The sequence below is a fragment of the Specibacter sp. NPDC078709 genome (assembly GCF_040686795.1).
GTDB lineage: Bacteria > Actinomycetota > Actinomycetes > Actinomycetales > Micrococcaceae > Specibacter.
Genome location: NZ_JBFBLU010000002.1, coordinates 329,255 through 348,675 on the forward strand (window position 1 = coordinate 329,255; position 19,421 = coordinate 348,675).

Here is a 19,421-nt window from a genome sequence, read left to right on the forward strand (position 1 = left end):
GGGAGAGTGTTGACTGTGACGTGCTGTTCGGCCCTGGTCGGACTCATTCATCCAGGTTTCCGCTGATGACTTCCAACGCCAAGGCCTTGGCCGCCTTAGCTTTTTCGCCCAACTCTTCCGATAGAGCCGCGATGAGACCCTCCATCAGAATGGTCTGCGGGATTCTGCTGGTCACCGTCACTTCTTCACGAAAACTCAGATCCCCCATGCCCACCACGAGCGAGAAGTTCGCCTTGGCAGCCAAGGGAGAGCGCGCAAACGCCGTGATGGCTACCAAGGTTGCCCCGGCGTCCTTGGCTGCCTGGGCTACCCGCAGGCTGGAGCTATTGGCGCCGCTTCCGCTGATGATGAGCAAGAGGTCCGACGGCGCAAGGAGCCTCGCCGAGATCTGCTGACCAATCACATCCAATGAGGATTCCGCGGGCCGGCCAATGGCACTCAAACGCGAAGCCATGTCGGTAGCCAGCGGGGCAGAAAGTCCATTGCCCACCACCAGCATTCGTCCGGCTTGAGCCATCGCTTTCACGGAGCCAGTCACGGCGTCGGGGTCAAGCAGCGCAGCCATGGTGGCCACGGCCTGGCCCACCTGGACAAACGTGTCAGCCACCATGCCCGCAGCACCTACTACCTTGGGCCGCTGATCGGTACTGGCATACCCGGCGTCGCGGGCCAACAGCACACGCAGTTGTTGGTACCCGGAAAAGCCCAAACTCTGGCAGGTACGGACCACGGTGGCCCGGGACGCCCCAGCCAAATCGGCTACCTGTTGGGAGGAGAGCTCCACGATCTTCTGGGTGTGCGCCAAGAACACGGCAGCCACGGCCTGCTCGGCTGGCAATAGCGAAGGACGGGCAGAACGGATATGGGCCACAACCTGGCCGGGAGCATGCTCAATCACTAGCTAGCCTTTCTGTGAGCGCTCGGCGCCAGTAGCGGAAATCAGCTGCGAAATACGCTCAACTTCTGAGCCATCCAGATCAAAAACTACCTCCGGGCTAATGCTCACAGGCAGCACGAAACGTAGCGGCAAAGTTCGCACTCGGGCCAGCGGTCCCGCAAAGGCTACTTGACCCTGGCGTTCAGCTGATGTTCCGGGGGACGCTCTAATGGTTATAAGGGTACCGCCGCTGCCAGCAACCGCCCGCTCGTGGCCCGGCGCAGCCATGACGTCATTGGAATTGACGATCCCCGACGTCACCACCACCGGAATACGTGAAGACCCTGCCGCCAGCACATCGCTGAGGTGATGATGGTAGTGACCACTGAGAATGACAACCGTGTCCGTCCCGGCCAGAGCCTCGGCCAGCTGGTCGGCATTCATCAACTCGATCCCGTGATGAAGGGCGGTCACCGGCTCCACGGGAGGATGGTGGATGACCACCACGGTGCCGTGCCCATAGCTTGTAGCCAGCTCCGCGCGCAGCCACGCCAACTGCTCACCGTCAACAAAGCCGTGGGTGCGGCCAGGCACTGAACTATCTACGGTAATGATCCGGTACCCGGCCACATGGCTGATGCCCACGATGGGTGCTTCCGCGGCAAGTTCGACGCCGGACAGGGCGCCACTGTTGTTTGAGCCGCTGTTGTTTGAGCCGCTGCCGGAGTCAGGGTGTCCATTACCGAGAACTTCACGGAAGCCGGTGCGCTGATCGTGGTTTCCCATGGCATAGATGGCCACAGCACCGTGCCGGGCAGCAAAGTCTCCGGTCAGCGAACGCAAGGTGCGGTAGGAGGCCGGGGACCCGTCGTCGGACATGTCGCCGGAAAGCACCACGAGGTCCAGAGGACCGGCGTTCGCAAAGGACTCGAGGGTAAACCTGTAAGCGGCTACGGTATCCACAGTGCCCTGGTGGAGCGCGCCTGCGTCCATGAGGTGGGTGTCGCTGAGATGGAGGATGCGCAGGGTGGTCATGATGCCAGCTTAGGGGCGCGCCACGTGCCGTGGATGAGTTTGTTGCGGACGGCGCCGGAGATTTGGTCGATCACCATGGTGACAACCACAACCACGATCAGCAGCATGCCCACCGCGTCCCAATTGCGGAATTGGACGTTGTCTTGGAGCATTTTGCCGATACCGCCGGCGCCGATGAGTCCCAGAATGGCCGAGGCGCGCACGTTGATTTCAAAGCGGTACAGCCAGAAGGAGAGTATTTCCGGGGCGGCGGTGGGCCACACACCCCATCGGATCAGGGACAAGGTGCCGCCGCCGGTGGAGCGGACGGCTTCCTTGGGGCCCGGATCCACGCCTTCGAAAGCCTCGTAACCCCATTTGCCCAAGGTGCCGATGGAGCCCACGGCCAAGGCCAGGGCGCCGGTGAATGGTGTCAGCCCGGTGACCGAGAGAATCAAAATGGCGATGACCACTTCAGGCACGGCGCGGATCACGGCGAAGATGAAACGAAGGGGCGCGTTCACGGCGCGCGGAGCCAGCCCTTTGGATGCCAAGAAGCTCAGCGGGAAGGAAATAATGATGCCTAAAACGGTGCCGATCCACGCCATTTGGACGGACAGAATGGTGGCCATGAAGGCCTCGCCAAACTTGCTCCAGTCCGGCGGGAACAACATCAGGTCCACATATTTGATCAGCTGGGCGGGGAAGTCAGCCAGGGCAGACCATTTGATATCCACCGACCAAAACGCGGCAACCACAACCATGCTAACCAGCAGCCAGAGCGTGGTGCGCAGTCTAGAGGTTGGTTTGACGGGCCGTGCTGCGCTTTGGGGTTGGGGATTGGGTTGCTGGGTCATGAGTGTCGCCACGCTACACCAACTTCTTTCGTAGCCAGGCGGACAGTGATTCCAGCACCAAGACCAGCACCAGGATTTCCACAATGATCAGTGACAGTTCGTGGTACCGGAAGAAACTGCGGACGTTGTCAATCAAGATGCCCAAGCCGCCTGCGCCCACCAGACCAATCACCGTGGAGGCTCGGATGTTCAACTCAAAGGTGTACAGAACCTGAGAGGCAAAGCTGGGCAGGATCTGGGGCAACATGGCCGCCCTGTTGGCCTTGGGCCAGCTGGCACCGGCCGCCAGCGCGGCTTCTTGCGCGCCAGCGTCCTCACCATCGAGCGATTCCGACACCAGTTTCACGATGATGCCAATGTTGAACAACACCAGCGCCATGATGCCCGAAAGCGCGCCAACACCCACCACGGCCACCAGGATCGAGGCAAACAAGATGTCCGGCACGCTGCGAATCATGTTCATCACGAACCGCACGCCCACCAGCAGTTTGGGCCGCGGATTCGTGGCCCGCGATGCCAAAAACGCCAGAGGCAGCGACAATGCCGAGCCGATCACCGTAGCAATGACTGCCATCTGCAGGGTTTCCAGCAGGGCCGGAATGGTCTTGGGGAAGAACCCGTAATCAGGCTGGAGCAGCGCAATAATGTTGGTGGTGGCGTTGCGCCAGTTGGCCGCGATGGCTGGCAGATCAACTTCCACGCCGATCCCGGCCCAGATGGTGATTGCCAACAGAAGTACGACGGCGGCTACCGTCCTTGCGCCGTGGCGCGGCTTCGTGGGGCGCTGGGTCTGCGGGGCGGGTGAGACGGAGGCGCTCAAAGTTCAGCCTTGGTGCCTAGGACGTCTTCAGCAGTCAGGGAGCGGCCGTAGATGTTTTCAAAGACGGACTCATCGGCGTCGGCTCCGGCGCCATCGAAGACCAGCTCCCCGGAGCGCAAGCCGATCAAGCGGTCGCTGTAGCGACGGGCAAGGTCCAAGAAATGCAGGTTCACCACAACGGTGATGCCCAGCTCGGCGTTGATGCGTTGGAGATCGCGCATCACCACGTGGGAGGTGGGTGGGTCAAGGGATGCCACAGGCTCATCAGCCAAGATCACCTGGGGCCGTTGCGCCAAGGTTCGGGCAATGGCCACTCTCTGTTGCTGGCCGCCGGAGAGGCTTGAGGCCTTTTCGTAAGCCTTGGGCACAATCTCGACTCGTTCCAAGGCAGACATGGCGAGTTCGACGTCGTCGTTCTTCCAAGCGCCCAAAAGGGTGCGCCACGCAGGGGAGTGGTAGAGCCTGCCCATGAGCACATTGTTGAGCACGGTGGTGCGCTTGGCCAGGTTGAAGCTCTGGAAGACCATGCCCACGTTGGAGCGCAGTTCGCGCAGATCCTTGCCACGAAGCTGAGTCCCGCCGCGGCCGTTGAGCTGGTGGGCGCCGACGTTGATGCTGCCTCTGGTGATGGGGACCAGACCGTTGATGGTGCGGATCAGCGTTGACTTGCCGGCGCCGGAGAGGCCCACGATTCCTACCATTTCACCGGCTGGAATGTTCAAGTTGATGTTCTTCAGGCCGGTGTAGCCATTGGGGTAGGTTACCGATACATCGCTGAAACGGATATCCGCCGCGGTGTGCTCCATGGGATCTGCTTTCTATTGCTGTGCCGTCCAATGTCCCGCACCTCGAGGTGAGGGCGGGACATGGGTGGCACTGTGTGGAGTTGAGCTCGTTGGCGCCGGTGGGCCGGGTTGTCAGCCCAGACCGATGGAGCGTGCTGCTTCCTGAGTCTTGCGCAGGCTATCCGGATCAGCCTTGGCCATGCCGGTGATCTGGTAAATCGCCGTCAGTGCTTTGACGCCCTCAGGGGTACCCGCGAAATCGAGCATGGCCTCATCGATCTTGGTCTGCCAGTCGGAGCTGAGCTTGCTGGAGATGGACATGCCGTCGTTGGGGACTTCATCCGTTAGGGCGAAGACCACTACCTTTTCGCCAACATCGGGGTTGTCCTTGGCCACCACTTCACGGGCATCCCAGTAGCTGAAGCCAACCTCAGCATCGCCCTTGTACACGGCAAGCACGGAGGCGTCGTTGGCAGTGACCTTGATGGGGGAGACATCCTCAATGGCAATCCCGGCGTTCTTCATGGCGGCAACGGGGAAGATGTAGCCGGCAGGCGAGGCGGGGGAGAGCATGGACACGGTAGCGCCCTTGACCTTGGCGACTGAATCGAGTCCGGCGGGGCCGTTGCCTGATGCGGTTCCGTTGCAGTAAAGCATGCCGTTGGGTCCTGCGGCGGGGGCGTCGGTGCAGTACTTGTCAGGATTGTTAGTGAACATCTGCGCAGCGTAGCTGGACTTATCCTTGCGGACCGTCTGCAGGGCGGGAACGGCGCCATACTTGTCGCAGGCCTGACTCATCTGCAGGGAAGGGAGCATGCCGATCTGTGCCTGGTTGGAGCCGATGGCTTCGACGGCCGCCTGGTAATCTGCGGTGATGACACCCTTGACGGGGATTCCCAAGCGGCTGCTCAGGGCTTCCTCCAGCGGCTTGACAGTGTCAACGAGCTTCTTGGCGTCACCGGAGGGAACCAGCGCAAGTGTCAATTCTTTAGGGGCGATGGCGGAAGCGTCGCTGGTGCCGACACAACTTGTTGCCCCGTTTGTACCGTTGGCCGCTGAGTCAGCGCTGTCTTGGCTGACGCCACAGGAGGAAAGTGCCAGAACGCTGGCCAGAGCCAATGTTCCCAATGCTGCGAGTTTGGAACGGTTCTTGATCACAGAGGTGCCTTTTCTGAAGAGGGGGTGGAAGTGCCTTGATGAGTGGAGCTGAAAACGGCTGGATCGCTGGCCCAGCCGAAGATTGCGTCATACAGCAGTTCAAACCGAGGGGCACTCAGCGTTGCCGCGCCCGTACGGTGGTTGAAGCGGTCAATGAAGGCAGTTACACAGCCATGGCGCGATGGCAGATCAATGTCATTGCTCCAGACATCGCCAACACTGAGCAACTCGTGTGGGGCCTTGTTTTCAAGCAGGACGGGAAGAAGGCCAGAGAACCCGGCTGGTTTGCCGGCGTCGGGCATGATCAAGTCAATGGAGCCAGCCAGGCCCAGGGTGGCCAGTGATTCTGCTACGCCAATCAGTGGAGCGTTGGTCAGCAGAACCCGGAAGGCAACACCAGCCAGGCTGTCCAAAAACTCGGCCAACCCTTCTGGTGCGGTGATCGCCACCGTCCCTGCTGCCAGCCGTTCTCGGCTTTCGGCGTAGGCCCGGCTGAGCCCGTCCGAATCGATCATTTCCTCAGCGAGGGCAGCCACCGCTGCGTACCCGTCCTTGTAGGCGGGGGCGTTGGGGTCTTCGGCGAGAAAGGCATCCAGTCCTTCCAGAAGTGCTGGGCGGGATGCTTCTGGAATCTGTTCAGCGACGGCGTCTGCATACGCAAGAACCGGGCCATCGCCTAGACAGACGGTGCCGTCAAAATCAAGAATCAGTAGCGGAAGAGGTTGTTCTGCAGCCTGTTGGGCTGGCGTCGTTAGGATCACAAAAATTAGCGTACGTGACCATGAACACCATGTCCACGAAAATAGGTTCTATGGAACAACTGTTCACGCAGTGTTTACACAAGGGTTTATTTTCGGTGCAGATCAGATGGATTTGGGCGCTCGCCGTCACGGTAGCGGAACAGATTCTGCGTGCCCGGGTCGCACGCAGGCTTATGGCATAGACTCCGTGCATGCCTAGAGGAACCGGGAAATCGCTCAGTCGTGCCGTCACAGCAGCCGTGTCCGTGGGGTTGGCTGGGGCCGTGACCGTAATGGGTGCCCGTGCTTTCCGGGCTGGGGTTGCTACTCCTGCTGGCGGCTTTGGTGCCACCTTGAACTCAGCCGAAATTGGTGTGGAGTACGCGCAGTCCGCAGCGGATCAGCTCAGTGAACTGATCACCTACCGCACAGTTTTCTCCAGCGCGCGAGACCAGATAGAACTGGAGCAGTTCACCGGATTCATCGATGCTTTGGTCAAGCTATACCCGATGGTTCATGCCCGCTTGAGCCGAGAATTTGTCAACGGCCATGCGCTGTTGTTCAGGTGGGCGGGAAACGGTCCGAATGCGGTGGCACAGCCCACCGTGTTGATGGCCCACTATGACGTGGTTCCTGTGGACAGCCGAGACAACTGGACGTACCCGGGGTTCTCAGGACACCAGCAAGACGGGTATGTCTGGGGTCGAGGCGCCCTTGATGACAAGGGTGCCCTGGTAGTGATTATGAATGCGATTGAGTCTCTGCTGGCGGAGGGATTTTCGCCCGCGCACGATGTTTATCTGTCTTTCGGTAACAATGAAGAGACTGCTGGTGACAGCGCCCAAGCAGCCGTTGAGCTGCTGGCCGCTCGGGGGATCAAGCCCTGGTTGGTGCTGGATGAAGGTGGTGCTGTAGCGGTTGACGCGTTTCCGGGGCTGAAGGCTCCGGCGGCCGTTATCGGTGTGGCTGAAAAGGGCATCCTGGATTTGCAACTCCTGACTAGGGGTGCTGGCGGGCATGCATCAACACCGCCTCGGATGGGTGCTACCGCGCGCTTGGCGCAGGCCATTGTGGCCTTGGAAGAGTCACCTTTTCCTGCTTCTATGCCGGATCCCATTGCTGAGATGATGAGACGCATTGGATCGAATAGCGGGTTTGTTCTGCGCTTGGTGACGGAAAATCTGTGGGCCTTCAAAGGACTGCTCACTCAAGCCTTTGGTGTTGTGGGCGATGAAACTCGCGCCCTGACCCGAACCACTGTGGCCGTGACCATGCTTGAAGGGAGCAAGGCGTCCAATGTCCTCGCGTCTACCGCTCGTGCGAATGCCAATATCCGTATTGCTGTCGGGGAGAGCGTTGAATCGGTGGTTGAACGGGTTCAGGCCATCATTGACGATCCAGAGGTGGAGTTGACAGTGGTTTCTGGGCACGATCCCTCGCCGATTTCTTCATTCTCCAACGAACAATTTGCACTGTTGAGCCGAGCGGTTTCGGTGTCCTATCCCGATGCGGTGGTGACGCCCTATATTCAAACCGGGGCCACCGATTCGCGATACTTCACCGCCATATCTTCAGCCGTCTATAGATTTTCACCGTTGCTGATGGACGTATCGGACCGTGGCTCTCTGCATGCCGTTAACGAACGAGTGCGGATCAGTTCCCTAGGGGCCGGTGTGGTGTTTTACCGAGAACTGCTCCAAGGCCTGGGTTAGCAGCCGATGCCGTTGGGGTTGACGATGCAGTCGTCGGCGTAGAGGTGGGTTTCGGCGCGCCAGACGGTCAGTGGTTGGGCTGGTGAGGGGATGTTGCCTTGGCCGGGGATGGGTAATTCGGGGCCGCCGTTGACGGTGTAGGTGCCGTCGAAGTGGGTGGTGACGCTGATGGTGAGGCGGCCGGTTTCGGTGTAGATGTGGCTGGTTTGGGTTTGTTCGCCGATCCGGTCTTGGTGCAGGGGTGCGCCGTGAATGGGTGTTGGTCCCCAGATGGTGCCGTCGCCGTAGTTCCAGGTGTAGGCGACTGGGGTGGCGGTGATGGTGACGTTTTGGCCAAGCATGGTGAGGTTGAAGGTTTGGGTGGTGGCTGTGGCCCAGACGTTGGTTTCTTTGCCGCGGAGGGTGTGAGGGCCGGGTTGGCTGCCGTAGTCTGCGGCGGCGATGGGGGTGCGTTGGAATTCGTGGGCGATTTGGCCTGCGATCTCAGCGAGGAGGTCCCTGGGTTGCTGAGCGTAGACACAGACCGGGCCTGAATGAAATGTCCAGATAAGTGGATCAAAAGCTGTGTCGGCGTAGTACCAGTAGATGGCCGTTCCAGGCGTACCTTCAGGGCTACTTGCACCGGATGAGCATTCCAGCATTAGTTCGGTACAGGCGCTAAACACAAGGCTGTCACCGTCTGTACAAGCGAACCGATACTCGTACTGGGTTGTTTCTCCAGGTTCAGTAGACGGCGCCAGCGGCTCGAAGTTTCCTGCATCGGTCTGATCACGGCCATCCACGATAATTCCGGTGCCATCCCAATCGGGCGTATCGACAGCGGCCAAGGCCCGCGCCGGAACTAAGAATGTGGTAATTAGCACTGCCGTGCAGGATGCTGAAAGAAGTAGACGATACACCGACATAGCTAACTCTTTTTTAGAATCTCTGCCGTCATGGCGATCCAGCCGCCATTGGTATAGACGGCTTCGACGAGATTGGTTCTGGCAATGGCTTGAGGGTGGTCTTTGGTGAGTTTCCCATCAGCGGAGTAGTAGCTAACTTTGGTCTGGCGAACCAGCAACATTGCCTGATAGGCCCCGTCTGTGGTTTCGCTGAATGGACTAGTCGTTTGAAGAATGTTCATCTGACCGCCAACTGCCCATCCGCCCTCTTTGTACCAATTCTCGACTGGTTCCTTGATGAAAAGGCAAGTTTTACAGCTAGGCTCACTGATTTGCATCATGGGCCCCGAGTCGCCTGTTTCGAAGGCGTACCCCAGAGTGCTGTACCAATGCTCAGCGAAAGCGAGGAGGCCTTCCTTGCTGAATTCCTTTGCAGTTTCAGGGAGAACTGGGATCGGTACGTTTTGAGCCGGGCCATCCGCAGTAGCTGGTTTGTAGACGGCAGCACTAGTCGGCGGCGGAGTTTGCTGTTCGGCCGTGGACGTAGATGTGGCTGTGGTGGTTGCGGGACTGCTGGTTTCCATAGCTGATGCGCTGGTGCTTGGGTCCGTTGGCGTCGACGTACAGCCAACGAGAGGCAGCATCGCGGCCAGACACAAAGCTACGGCATAAGTGTGCAATCTTGAACGGCGACGATGGCAGTTAGCTGTCATTGTCACGGCATCCCGATGCGGATCTTTGCTGCGACTATCTTGCATGCCCGGCCCCTACCCGTGGTGCTGAGTGGACAGCGCCCTCGTCATTGAGGTGGCTGCTCTGTGGCTTCCTACCAAGGTACACGCGGGAGAGGTTACCTGCCAGAAGTTATCCACAACTACGCATAATCCTGGGCCGGCGGGCCCTCCGATGCAGTGTTTGGAGCACGGCTAGGTCATCCATTCCCCCACAGTCGGTTCCGCGACCGGTGGATTCACATGCAGCACTATCCCAGCCGAAATGTCAGTCCCTTCTTCTAGAATAGATACATGGACACAGCGGCAAGGATGCCGGTAAAACCGGTATCCGATTCAGGAGATTTAAGGGTTGGCGATCATGTTCACCAACTCCTCAATCTTGCTGCGGCCCTTGTTCGAGCAGCTACCGTCGCTACTACAGATGATCGTCATGTCGCAGAGACTGTGGTGGTAGAGGATCTTAGCGCTGGCCTCTCTGCATCTTCATCCGCTGGTGCCAGCGATGTCTCGGTCCCTGAGCAGACGCCGTTCGGTTTAGATCTGGGGTCGCTTACGGACGCTGAGTGTGTACGTTGGGCGCAGGACCTCGAGCAACTGGGTCGTTTCCAGCAAGCCATGTCTGTGCAAGTTACTGGTGAACTTGCCCAACGCGTTGACGCTGGCCGATATGCGGCCATGGGCGTACACGGTACTGTTGACCTCCTCATTCAGTCCGTACGAATAAGTGCCGCCGATGCCAGACGCAGGATTGTGTTGTCCCAGACTTTATTGCCCACTCGTGATCTGATCACTGGCGAGATCGTTCCTGATGCGACTCAACCGGTACTGGGCGAGGCATTCTTCAAGGGTCAACTATCAGTTGAGCAAGCGTCTATGATCGGCAAATTTGTGGCAGAAGCCAGTGGACTGTCCAAGGCAGATCGAATCAGTGCAGAAACTTGTAATGAGGTAGAGGAATCGTTGGTGAAGACAGGGCAAGAGCAAGGCCCTGATTTTCTGAGACATGCAGGAAACCGGATTATGTCGTTGCTGGATCCTGATGGCCACAAGCCGACTCCCGGCGACTTGTTGGCGAAGCAGGGTGTGTTTTTCCGTAAGCCCCGCCGTGGATTGATTCACTTCGATGGGCACATGACCATTGAGCAGTATGAGACTCTCATGGTCGCTATCGGCACCGCCACGAATCCCAACAAGCACAAAGACATCAACGGCATCAACAACGATCAAGGCGCTGATGCTCAGCACTCCTCTGCAGATTCAGAGTCATGCGGCAGTGACCACACCCAATCGAATCAGGCGAACCAGACAAGTCAATCGAACCAAGCGAACCAATCGAACCAAGAAGAGAAGGCTAGCGACGGTCGCGAGGGATACCCAGTCCCCGGTTGCGAGTCACAGGGAACCTTGTTTGAGCAGTTGAACGGAATTATTGGCGTCTTCAACGCTGCGGAGGCGGTAGAACCGCTACAGCCGGAAGAGCCGATACAACCGGTAGAGTCTGCCGAACCTTCAGAGCAGCAAGTTCAAGGACCCAATGGGCACGATCCAACAGCACAGCCGGGACCGGAATGGCAGAGAACAAAAGAAAAGTTAGGCATTCCATGGCAGCGGGTCTTGGATGCTTCTATAACTGTCAAGGGCTGACCGGGCATGCCATAGGGAACCAACTCGGTAGCCGGCTACTGCTCAAGGGCATAAAAAATGAAGTGGCCAGCCTATTGGGGGACGGCTGGCCACTTCGTTCTAAACACTACAAGGACACTCTGACAATCAGCTGATCCGTCTCAGTCCTTGACCACAACCAGGTAACCCCGGCGCACGGTTCCCTGACCGCCTGACACCACCAAGTCACCCCGGCCCCGCGCTCTGTCCACCAAATATCTCCCCATAGAAACCACCGCAGCCTAGAGGCACACACAAAAAGTTGCACAAGATCCCGAGCAACTTCTTAAGCGCTCCATGTCCGGCCCGCAGCGGTAGCGCGCTGCCATAGTGGCGGTCTCATTTCAGTACATCCCACCTCGTTCGTCGCGGTACATTCCACTTCTAAGGAAGTGGGACACCCCGTGTTACATTCTCGTTTGCAAATAGGATCAGTGGACGTAGGTGATACTGCTTCTGCTGGTAGATATCGGGGATTCCGTCATTGTCGTCATCGACGTTCTCTTGGGCATTAATTTTTCGGTATTGCCTGTTCCTGCTGCCGAGCAAAATCGACGCCAAAACTGCTGCCAGGATTGAAGCGGTCAAAATGGCGACTTTCGCGTGGTCGTTGGCGGGGCTACCGAGTCCGAAGCTGAGTTCACCAACGAGCAGCGAAACGGTGAAACCGATGCCCGCTAAGAGACTTACACCTAGCAGGTCCACCCATTTGAGCTCCGGGTCCAGGGTCGCCTTGGTGAATTTGGAGGTGAGGAAGGTTGCTGTCAGGATGCCGATTGGTTTTCCAAGAACCAAGGCGACAATGATGCCAATGGCGACGGGGTCGGTCAGGGCTGAACGCAGTCCCTCAATGCCGCCCACGAAGACACCGGCGGAGAAGAACGCGAAAACGGGTACAGCAAAGCCCGCTGAGATGGGGCGGAAGCGGTGCTCGAAGGTTTCGGCCAGCCCTGGTCCTTCGCTGTGTTTTCCGTGTTTCTTGCTGTGTAAGACGGGGATGGTGAAGGCGAGAGCTACCCCGGCGACAGTCGCGTGGATACCTGACGCGTGAAGCAGGGCCCAAGCGGCGAAGCCAAGAGGCAGCAAAATGAACCACGCTGCGGAAGGGTTCAACCCAAAGAAGCGCCGGTACTTTTGCGCAAGAAACGCATAGAGTCCTAGCGGAATCAGGGTCAACAGCAGAGCTGTGGTGTTGATTTCGCTGGTGTAAAACAGCGCGATGATGGTGATCGCCATGAGGTCATCGACCACCGCGAGGGTGAGCAGGAATATGCGCAGTGGTGTGGGCAGGTGTGAGCCAATGACGGCAAGGACCGCGACGGCGAAGGCAATGTCAGTAGCGGTGGGAATCGCCCAACCTGAGATAGTTTCAGGGTTTCCCCAGTTGATCGCAGCGTAGATCAACGCCGGGACAACAACCCCACCCACAGCAGCCGCCACAGGAACGACAGCTTTACTGATCTGGCGCAGGTCCCCGGCAACCATTTCCCTCTTCAGCTCCAGACCTACAAGGAAGAAGAACACGGCCAATAGCCCATCAGCCGCCCACGCCCCCAAACTCAATTCAAGATGCCAGGGTTCATAACCAATTTTGAAGTCGCGGAGCGCGAAGTAGCTGTCGGAAGCCGGTGAGTTGGCCCAGACCAGAGCAATGACGGCGGCAACTACTAGAAGGATGCCACCAATGGTCTCCTTGCGCAGGATCTCACCGATCCGCAGGGCTTCCAAATAGCTGCCGCGCCCCAGAAGAGGGCGTCGGGGAAGTTCTTGAGTGTTCATAGAGGGCACGGTCCTTTAATCTGGGGTTAACTTTTACATTGCCGACCAGACTTCCCGGCGCACCTGTCTTCAACTCTATGGCATGTAGCTAGTGTCCGGCTCCGAGTTTTCCGCCCATGCGTTCGCGCATTTTGAGGCTGGCAGCATTCAAGCCTTCTATCTCGACGGTCTTGCCGTATTTGGCGTATTTGGCGGTGATGGCATCCACCGCGGCGATGGTCGAGGCGTCCCACAGGTGGGAGTTGTAGAGGTCGATGACGATCCTTTCGGGGTCTTCGGCATACTCGAATTGGGTATAGAGGTCGTTAGATGAGGCGAAGAAGAGTTCTCCGTTGACCTCGTACTTGGCAATTGTCTCCCCAAAGTGTTCCTCGATGCGACGTTCCACCGTAACCAGGCGAGCAACGCGGTTCGCGAAGAGGACCATGGCTGTCAGCACGCCGACACCAACACCAATGGCCAAATTATGGGTCCACACGGTGAAGATTACGGTGGCGAGCATGACGGTTGTTTCGCTCTTGGGCATCATGCGCAAGGTTGCGGGTTTGATGCTGTGCCAGTCGAAGGTGGCGACGGAGACGAAGATCATCACAGCTACTAGGGCTGCCATGGGGATCAGTGCAACAATATCGCCCAGCGCTACGACCAGGATCAGCAGGAATACTCCTGCTAGGAACGTGGAGATGCGGGTACGGGCCCCGGAGGCCTTGACGTTGATCATGGTTTGGCCAATCATGGCGCAGCCGCCCATGCCGCCAAAGAAGCCCGTGATGATGTTGGCGACTCCTTGGCCCCAGCTCTCGCGGGTTTTGTGGGAATGGGTGTCGGTGACGTCATCGACGAGTTTGGCTGTCATCAACGATTCGAGCAACCCGACGAAGGCCATGGCCAGCGCGTAGGGGAAAAGAACCTGCAGGGTTTCAAAGCTGAGCGGAACGTTGGGAACGAACAGGGAAGGAAGACTCTCGGGCATCTCGCCCTTGTCGCCCACGGTGGGGACCGCCAGGGACGCCAAGACAGCGATGAGAGTCAGGACCACGATGGCGACCAGGGGCGCGGGAACCACGGTGGTGATCTTCGGCAGACCAAACACAATCAACAGGCCAAGGGCCGTCAACGGATACACCAGCCACGGGACACCGAGCAGTTCCGGGACTTGGGACATGAAGATCAGGATTGCCAGCGCGTTGACGAAGCCAACCATGACCTGACGCGGAATGAACCGCATCAGCTTAGCCACACCAAGTAGGGCTAGAAGTATCTGGAAAACACCGGCCAGGATGACCGCGGCAATGAAGTAGTCCACCCCGTGGCTCTTGACCAAGGGAGCAATAACCAGGGCAATAGCGCCAGTGGCTGCGGAAATCATGGCAGGCCGACCGCCCAGGAATGCAATGGATACGGCCATCGTGAACGAGGCAAATAGCCCAATGCGCGGATCAACACCGGCAATGATGGAAAAAGCAATGGCTTCCGGGATCAGAGCCAAAGCCACCACCAACCCAGCAAGAACCTCGGTCTTGAGCAGGCGGGGAGATTTGAGAGTGCGAAGGACGGATTGCCGTTCCTCAGGAGTCAGAACAGGGTGTCCTGCTGTTGTTTTCGTGGCCATAAAGGCTCCGTTCAAAAAAAGAATGAGAGCGCGCATGCGCTCAGTTACGTAGAATCGTGGGGGTCGGCGCGTCCTTGCGCTGGGCAATGAACTACCTCGGCTAGGAATGGCCGAGCGATACACCGAACAATTCCAACTCTAACCTAACGTAAGGGTAGAGTTGGAATTTTAGGGACTTAGGGAGAAGTTTATGATCGATACGCCACCACCCGCTGCCACCGAGCAGACTATGCACATCGGGGACTTGGCCGACGCCACAGGACTCTCCCAACGCACTATCCGCCACTACGACGAAGTGGGGTTACTGCCCGCAACAACACGCAGTGACGGGGGCTTTCGGATCTACACCGGATCAGACTTGCAACGCATGCTGGTCATCCGGTCCATGAAACCATTGGGCTTCACACTCGAAGAAATGGGCGAACTCCTGGATACCGTAGACGTCCTGACGGCCGATCCAGAAAACAACGACGCCCGGGAACTTCTTGCCCAATATGTCCAACGCGCAAACGAAAAACGAGACAAGCTTGCTCTCAATCTCAAACGCGCCGACACCTTCATTCAGGACCTCAACAGCAAATAGGCCACGCTACGGCCTTAGCGCAGCAGATTTCCTTGACGGGCTTTTGATCACCAAGTCAGCCCGGATTTTCAACGTTGGACTACTTCTTGGCAGTGTTCCAGTTCCGAAGAAGCGGAAAGCCCCCGGATGGGACACCTGCACCCGATGAAATTCAGCGACATATTGTGAGGTGGGCGACGATGCCCGTTGACGCACAGATGCGGACCCTCAAACCCTCACACTTCCCCGCCATGGTTCTAGGCTGGCGAGTCGACCCGAGCAGGAACGAGCGCAGGCTGTGAAACTGCTGTTTTGAGTGTTCGAAAGAGCTGGCGGGTTATGTAACGTTTGAGGCTACGGATGATCTCTTTCTTCGTCCGCCCTTGGCTTGTTCGTTTTGCGACGTAGTCCTTGGTTGTTTGGTCCCAGTGCATCCTAATCAAGGCGATGGTGTAGAGCGCTTTATTGAGCTGACGATCCCCACCGTGATTGAGCCTGAACCTGGTTGTGCTCCCAGAAGAGGCCGGAACCGGGCAAGTTCCTGCCAGGGCTGCGAACGCCGCCTCTGATCTCACTCTCCCTGGATGCGACCAGGCAGTAAGAATGATGGCCGCAATGACAGGACCGACACCAAACACCTCCAACAATTCTGGATGTTCAGCCTGTATCAGGCGTTGGAGTTCGGCATGGTTTTGCTTCAATTGGTCTGTCAACGTAATGATCCGGCCAGCCAGTCGTACTGCTTCGCGGCGGCTGATCTGCAGGCTGAAATCCTCCTCTCGTTCCCGCCATGCTGCCACGGCATTGATCTGGGTAACTGAGGGCGCTTTGCGTGCATCAAATCCCAGCTCGACTGCGCGCAACAAAGCGGTCAAAGAATTGATCGCTGCCGTGCGCTCCCGTGACATAGATTCCCTAGCTGTCGTCAACACCCGCAAGGCCAGCTGCACCCCGCCAGCTCGCGGAACCCTAACTTTCTCAAGAGGAATGCCCATCGTGGCCCGTGCTGCTCGCGCCGCATCAATGGCATCCGACTTCCCTCTCAATCTCCCTAACCTGCGGTGAGGGAAGGGGGCTTCAGTGACCTGAAACCCTGCCTCCGTAGCCTGGTGACGGAATTTTGCGCCATAGGATCCTGTACCTTCCATCGTCAGCAGGATGTTTTCCTTGGTTCCTTGAGAACGTCGTTGTATCCAGGAAAGAGCGCGTTTGCCTCCTGGAACGGTGACGGGGAAAGTTTCGTTAGCGATTTCCTCACCAGTAGTGGTGTTGATGATCGCGAACGTATGCGTTTTTGCGTGAGTATCAATTCCTACGACGAAGCTGAATTTTTCGGCAACGATGCTCATGTTTCCTCCAATGTCGACGGTTGCTGCCAGTCATGTGGCGCATCGATAGGGGTTACCGCTTGGCAGGTCTGTAATGAGCCACACCAGTGTTCTTGGCGGGCATGCTTCTAATCAAGCCAGGGCAGTAGACAGAACCGATGCTGAACCCGGCCCGAGTGGACATATCCAAGACAGCGCACTCACACCAACCGGCGGAGGCAATTCCATGGGAGAGTCACACCCGAACCAAGCCACAGCACCAGACTGCCAGTCACTCACAGAGCAACCAACAAAATACTTACAAACCATGGGAGATTCCGCCTCGACCAGAGCACGCCCCGCCGGACGCCGTCGCCCCGGTATATGAAGGTGAGAAATGGTTCTGGTTCAATCAAGCCAGCACCGCTACTCAGGGTTGGGACTCCGGTCAAAATGACGCCAGAGCACACGATAGTGGAGTGTTTGGCGGTGGTCTGTTCAACAACAGCGGCCCGCTCATCAGCCCAGAAGCGGAAGGCCCTGGTGCCACCGAGTCCAGGACCATTGATGGAGTGAGGATTCCACTTCCGGGACAGGACGATTCTCTCGAGGGCTTGGATTCTCGAGACCCTGACAGCGTCGATCCAGTCTCCAAGGACACACGTACTCACGGGCAAAAGCTTCTCGACGGTCTCCTGGACTGTGTGAAGCTGGCGGCTCGCACTGACAAGTTGCCCCTCAACGGTGGTCTGAAGACCCAGTTGATGATTACTACCACCCAGACAGACTTGGACCGGCGAGATGGGACCGGTACGGCGTTTACGACCTTTACGGGTCCCGTGCCGCTGGCATTGTTCGCGGAGTCCCTCTGCGATCCCGAGATCACCTATCTATCGATGGGTGAAGGGCAAGAGATCCTCAACCTCGGCAGGACCCAGCGTCTTTTCACGGCTCCACAACGCAAGATCCTTTTGGCCCGGGATCTAGGATGTTCGTTCCCCGACTGCATGCGCCCGGCACCGTGGACCGAAGCTCACCACGTGATCCCTTGGCAGGAGGGCGGTGAAACCAGTATCGCGAACGCTGCTCTCGTCTGTAGTCATCACCACACCAAGATTCATCACAGCGACTGGACCATGAAAATGATCGACGGAACGCCTCATTTCATCGCTCCTTATCTGGTCGACCCCAGCCAAACGCCTCGGCGCAACACCTATCACCACGGACTCCTCATCAAGAAGTCTCGCAAAAAATAAAACGCCCCGGCTATTCGCAGTTAGCCGGGGCGTTCATCGCGGAGACACTAATGCCCTGCCACTGATGTCCGCAGTTTGCTCGTGAGATCCTGCAAGGTGCGCATTTCATCGTCCGTCAGAGCCACTTCCATCAGCTCCATGATCCGCTGCACATGCGCACGCCCCACGGTCTTTTGCTTGGCGGCGCCCTTCTCGGTGAGCCCGATCAAAACACCGCGCTTGTCGTCCTCGGCCGACTTGCGCTGAATCAGGCCACGCGACTCCAACCTGTCCACCATCCGCGAAATACTCGGCTGGGTCAGCAGCACATGCTCGTTGAGTTCGTTGAGTCGCAGCCAGCCGCTGGAGCAGCGCGAGAGCTGATACAAAATGTCGTACTCACGGCTGCCCAGCTCCTTGAACAAGGGCTCCTTCTGCAACTCACGCATCATGGCCACCTGCGATGTCAGCAGCGACTCCCAGGAATCTGTGGCCAGCCTGCGGTGACTTGGTGTTGCCGCAGTCATGTCACTTCACCCCTGTTGTGGAAGCAGCGGAACTTTCGACGGCGGCAGCTGCCTGGGCAGCGGCGCGGCGAGCCTCGAAGGTGGGGCCTTCGGGGACGGACGCGGGACGGTTCTTGGCGAACTCCTCGCGGAGTGTGGGCAGAACATCGGAACCGAAGAGATCCAGCTGCTCAAGGACCGTCTTGAGCGGCAGACCTGCGTGGTCCACCAGGAACAGCTGGCGCTGGTAGTCGCCGAAGTAGTCACGGAACGCCAGCGTCTTCTCGATCATTTCCGCCGGGCTACCAACGGTCAGTGGCGTCTGTGAGGTGAAGTCCTCCATGGACGGGCCGTGGCCGTAGACGGGAGCGTTGTCGAAGTAGGGGCGGAATTCATTGACGGCGTCCTGCGAGTTCTTACGGATGAAGAACTGACCGCCCAAACCAACAATGGCCTGTTCCGGGGTTCCATGACCGTAGTGTGCATAGCGCTCACGGTAGAGGTTGATCAGCTGGATGTAGTGTTCCTTGGGCCAGAAGATGTTGTTGGCGAAGAAGCCGTCACCGTAGTAGGCGGCGATCTCGGCAACCTGGGGCGTGCGGATGGCACCATGCCAGACAAAGGGGGCAACGCCGTCGAGCGGGCGGGGTGTGGAGGTGAAGCCGCGCAGCGGGGTACGGAACTTGCCTTCCCAGTTCACTACTTCTTCATCCCAGAGGCGGCGCAGCAGCGCGTAGTTCTCCACTGTCAGTTCCACGGAATCCTGGTTGTTCTTGCCGAACCAGGGGTAGACGGCGCCCATGTTGCCGCGGCCCAGAACAATGTCAGAACGGCCGTCGGCCAGGTGCTGCAGGGTGGCGAAGTCTTCAGCGATTTTAACCGGATCGTTGGTGGTGATGAGGGTGGTGCTCGTGGAGAGGATGATCTTCTCCGTTTGCGCCGCGATGTAGGCCAAGATGGTCGAGGGAGAGCTGGGGTAGAACGGCGGGTTGTGGTGCTCGCCGGTGGCGAAGACGTCCATGCCGATGTCTTCGGCGTGCTTGGCGATGGTGATGATCGCCTTCAGACGCTCGTGTTCGGTGGGGGTGCGCCCTGTGGTCGGATCCATGGTGATGTCTCCGACGCTGAAAATTCCGAACTGCATGATCTGCTCCTTAGCAACCGGCTCCCCGGAAGG

At 58.3% G+C, this 19,421-nt stretch carries 18 protein-coding genes; 4 read left to right on the forward strand and 14 right to left on the reverse strand.

Going from position 1 to position 19,421, the window contains the following annotated elements; all coding sequences use genetic code 11:
- Positions 1-43 precede the first annotated feature (43 nt).
- The 7 genes from AB0P14_RS05580 to AB0P14_RS05610 all read right to left on the reverse strand — a co-directional run bounded on the left by AB0P14_RS05580 (position 44) and on the right by AB0P14_RS05610 (position 6,272).
- Complete coding sequence (locus AB0P14_RS05580) at positions 44-898, reverse strand: MurR/RpiR family transcriptional regulator (protein WP_363838823.1); 855 nt, start codon at positions 896-898, stop codon at positions 44-46.
- Between the two features lie 3 nt (positions 899-901).
- Entirely contained in the window at positions 902-1,912 is a 1,011-nt protein-coding gene (locus AB0P14_RS05585) for a metallophosphoesterase (protein ID WP_363838826.1), read from the reverse strand.
- A complete protein-coding gene (gene phnE / locus AB0P14_RS05590) occupies positions 1,909-2,748 on the reverse strand; it encodes a phosphonate ABC transporter, permease protein PhnE (protein ID WP_363838829.1) in 840 nt (279 codons plus the stop codon). Before phnE (AB0P14_RS05590) ends, AB0P14_RS05585 begins: the two co-directional genes overlap by 4 nt.
- A gap of 13 nt (positions 2,749-2,761) precedes the next feature.
- The gene (gene phnE, locus AB0P14_RS05595) at positions 2,762-3,568 is read right to left on the reverse strand and encodes a phosphonate ABC transporter, permease protein PhnE (RefSeq protein ID WP_363838831.1); all 807 of its coding nucleotides are present in this window, start codon (positions 3,566-3,568) and stop codon (positions 2,762-2,764) included.
- Positions 3,565-4,374, reverse strand: a complete 810-nt coding sequence (phnC, locus tag AB0P14_RS05600; RefSeq protein ID WP_363838834.1) for a phosphonate ABC transporter ATP-binding protein — start codon at positions 4,372-4,374, stop codon at positions 3,565-3,567. The genes phnE (AB0P14_RS05595) and phnC overlap by 4 nt, the downstream gene beginning before the upstream one ends.
- Before the next feature lie 111 nt (positions 4,375-4,485).
- Positions 4,486-5,511, reverse strand: a complete 1,026-nt coding sequence (gene phnD, locus AB0P14_RS05605) for a phosphate/phosphite/phosphonate ABC transporter substrate-binding protein (RefSeq protein ID WP_363838837.1) — start codon at positions 5,509-5,511, stop codon at positions 4,486-4,488.
- On the reverse strand, positions 5,508-6,272 hold the full coding sequence (locus AB0P14_RS05610) for a hydrolase (RefSeq protein ID WP_363838840.1): 765 nt from the start codon (positions 6,270-6,272) through the stop codon (positions 5,508-5,510). Before AB0P14_RS05610 ends, phnD begins: the two co-directional genes overlap by 4 nt.
- Positions 6,273-6,463: 191 nt before the next feature.
- On the opposite strand from AB0P14_RS05610, the gene AB0P14_RS05615 reads away from it, so the two are divergent.
- A complete protein-coding gene (locus tag AB0P14_RS05615; RefSeq protein ID WP_363838842.1) occupies positions 6,464-7,963 on the forward strand; it encodes a M20/M25/M40 family metallo-hydrolase in 1,500 nt (499 codons plus the stop codon).
- On the opposite strand, the gene AB0P14_RS05620 is transcribed toward AB0P14_RS05615, so the two are convergent.
- Both AB0P14_RS05620 and AB0P14_RS05625 read right to left on the reverse strand, forming a co-directional pair.
- Positions 7,960-8,826, reverse strand: a complete 867-nt coding sequence (locus tag AB0P14_RS05620) for a hypothetical protein (RefSeq protein WP_363838844.1) — start codon at positions 8,824-8,826, stop codon at positions 7,960-7,962. The genes AB0P14_RS05615 and AB0P14_RS05620 overlap by 4 nt on opposite strands.
- Before the next feature lie 44 nt (positions 8,827-8,870).
- On the reverse strand, positions 8,871-9,431 hold the full coding sequence (locus AB0P14_RS05625; RefSeq protein ID WP_363838847.1) for a DUF6318 family protein: 561 nt from the start codon (positions 9,429-9,431) through the stop codon (positions 8,871-8,873).
- 441 nt (positions 9,432-9,872) lie between these two features.
- Between AB0P14_RS05625 and AB0P14_RS05630 the strand changes: the two genes are divergently transcribed.
- On the forward strand, positions 9,873-11,225 hold the full coding sequence (locus AB0P14_RS05630; RefSeq protein ID WP_363838849.1) for a DUF222 domain-containing protein: 1,353 nt from the start codon (positions 9,873-9,875) through the stop codon (positions 11,223-11,225).
- A gap of 402 nt (positions 11,226-11,627) precedes the next feature.
- Here AB0P14_RS05630 and nhaA read toward each other — a convergent pair whose 3' ends face one another.
- A complete protein-coding gene (nhaA, locus tag AB0P14_RS05635; protein ID WP_363838852.1) occupies positions 11,628-13,022 on the reverse strand; it encodes a Na+/H+ antiporter NhaA in 1,395 nt (464 codons plus the stop codon).
- Positions 13,023-13,110: 88 nt separating this feature from the next.
- A complete protein-coding gene (locus tag AB0P14_RS05640; protein ID WP_363838855.1) occupies positions 13,111-14,634 on the reverse strand; it encodes a SulP family inorganic anion transporter in 1,524 nt (507 codons plus the stop codon).
- A gap of 190 nt (positions 14,635-14,824) precedes the next feature.
- On the opposite strand from AB0P14_RS05640, the gene AB0P14_RS05645 reads away from it, so the two are divergent.
- Positions 14,825-15,217 carry a MerR family transcriptional regulator gene (locus AB0P14_RS05645; RefSeq protein WP_363838857.1) on the forward strand — a complete coding sequence of 131 codons (393 nt, stop codon included), beginning with the start codon at positions 14,825-14,827 and terminating at the stop codon, positions 15,215-15,217.
- A 236-nt stretch (positions 15,218-15,453) separates the two neighbouring features.
- Here the strand turns inward: AB0P14_RS05645 and AB0P14_RS05650 are convergent, their stop codons facing one another.
- Positions 15,454-16,545, reverse strand: coding sequence for an IS110 family transposase (locus tag AB0P14_RS05650; protein ID WP_363838860.1), 1,092 nt, complete (start codon positions 16,543-16,545; stop codon positions 15,454-15,456).
- A gap of 530 nt (positions 16,546-17,075) precedes the next feature.
- Between AB0P14_RS05650 and AB0P14_RS05655 the strand changes: the two genes are divergently transcribed.
- Entirely contained in the window at positions 17,076-17,759 is a 684-nt protein-coding gene (locus AB0P14_RS05655) for a DUF222 domain-containing protein (RefSeq protein ID WP_363838863.1), read from the forward strand.
- Between the two features lie 47 nt (positions 17,760-17,806).
- On the opposite strand, the gene AB0P14_RS05660 is transcribed toward AB0P14_RS05655, so the two are convergent.
- Both AB0P14_RS05660 and AB0P14_RS05665 read right to left on the reverse strand, forming a co-directional pair.
- Complete coding sequence (locus AB0P14_RS05660; RefSeq protein ID WP_363838865.1) at positions 17,807-18,265, reverse strand: MarR family transcriptional regulator; 459 nt, start codon at positions 18,263-18,265, stop codon at positions 17,807-17,809.
- A gap of 1 nt (position 18,266) precedes the next feature.
- Positions 18,267-19,388: a CE1758 family FMN-dependent luciferase-like monooxygenase gene (locus AB0P14_RS05665; protein ID WP_363838868.1), complete on the reverse strand. Its 1,122-nt coding sequence runs from the start codon at positions 19,386-19,388 to the stop codon at positions 18,267-18,269.
- Positions 19,389-19,421: the final 33 nt, after the last annotated feature.

Excerpts from the sequence above, each read along its gene's own strand:
- phnC (WP_363838834.1), bottom strand. The coding sequence starts at position 4,374 with ATGGAGCACACCGCGGCGGATATCCGTTTCAGCGATGTATCGGTAACC.
- AB0P14_RS05645 (WP_363838857.1), top strand. The coding sequence starts at position 14,825 with ATGATCGATACGCCACCACCCGCTGCCACCGAGCAGACTATGCACATC.
- AB0P14_RS05625 (WP_363838847.1), bottom strand. The coding sequence starts at position 9,431 with ATGGAAACCAGCAGTCCCGCAACCACCACAGCCACATCTACGTCCACG.
- nhaA (WP_363838852.1), bottom strand. The coding sequence starts at position 13,022 with ATGAACACTCAAGAACTTCCCCGACGCCCTCTTCTGGGGCGCGGCAGC.
- phnE (WP_363838829.1), bottom strand. The coding sequence starts at position 2,748 with ATGACCCAGCAACCCAATCCCCAACCCCAAAGCGCAGCACGGCCCGTC.
- AB0P14_RS05630 (WP_363838849.1), top strand. The coding sequence starts at position 9,873 with ATGGACACAGCGGCAAGGATGCCGGTAAAACCGGTATCCGATTCAGGA.
- AB0P14_RS05615 (WP_363838842.1), top strand. The coding sequence starts at position 6,464 with ATGCCTAGAGGAACCGGGAAATCGCTCAGTCGTGCCGTCACAGCAGCC.
- AB0P14_RS05640 (WP_363838855.1), bottom strand. The coding sequence starts at position 14,634 with ATGGCCACGAAAACAACAGCAGGACACCCTGTTCTGACTCCTGAGGAA.
- AB0P14_RS05650 (WP_363838860.1), bottom strand. The coding sequence starts at position 16,545 with ATGAGCATCGTTGCCGAAAAATTCAGCTTCGTCGTAGGAATTGATACT.
- AB0P14_RS05665 (WP_363838868.1), bottom strand. The coding sequence starts at position 19,388 with ATGCAGTTCGGAATTTTCAGCGTCGGAGACATCACCATGGATCCGACC.
- AB0P14_RS05585 (WP_363838826.1), bottom strand. The coding sequence starts at position 1,912 with ATGACCACCCTGCGCATCCTCCATCTCAGCGACACCCACCTCATGGAC.
- AB0P14_RS05660 (WP_363838865.1), bottom strand. The coding sequence starts at position 18,265 with ATGACTGCGGCAACACCAAGTCACCGCAGGCTGGCCACAGATTCCTGG.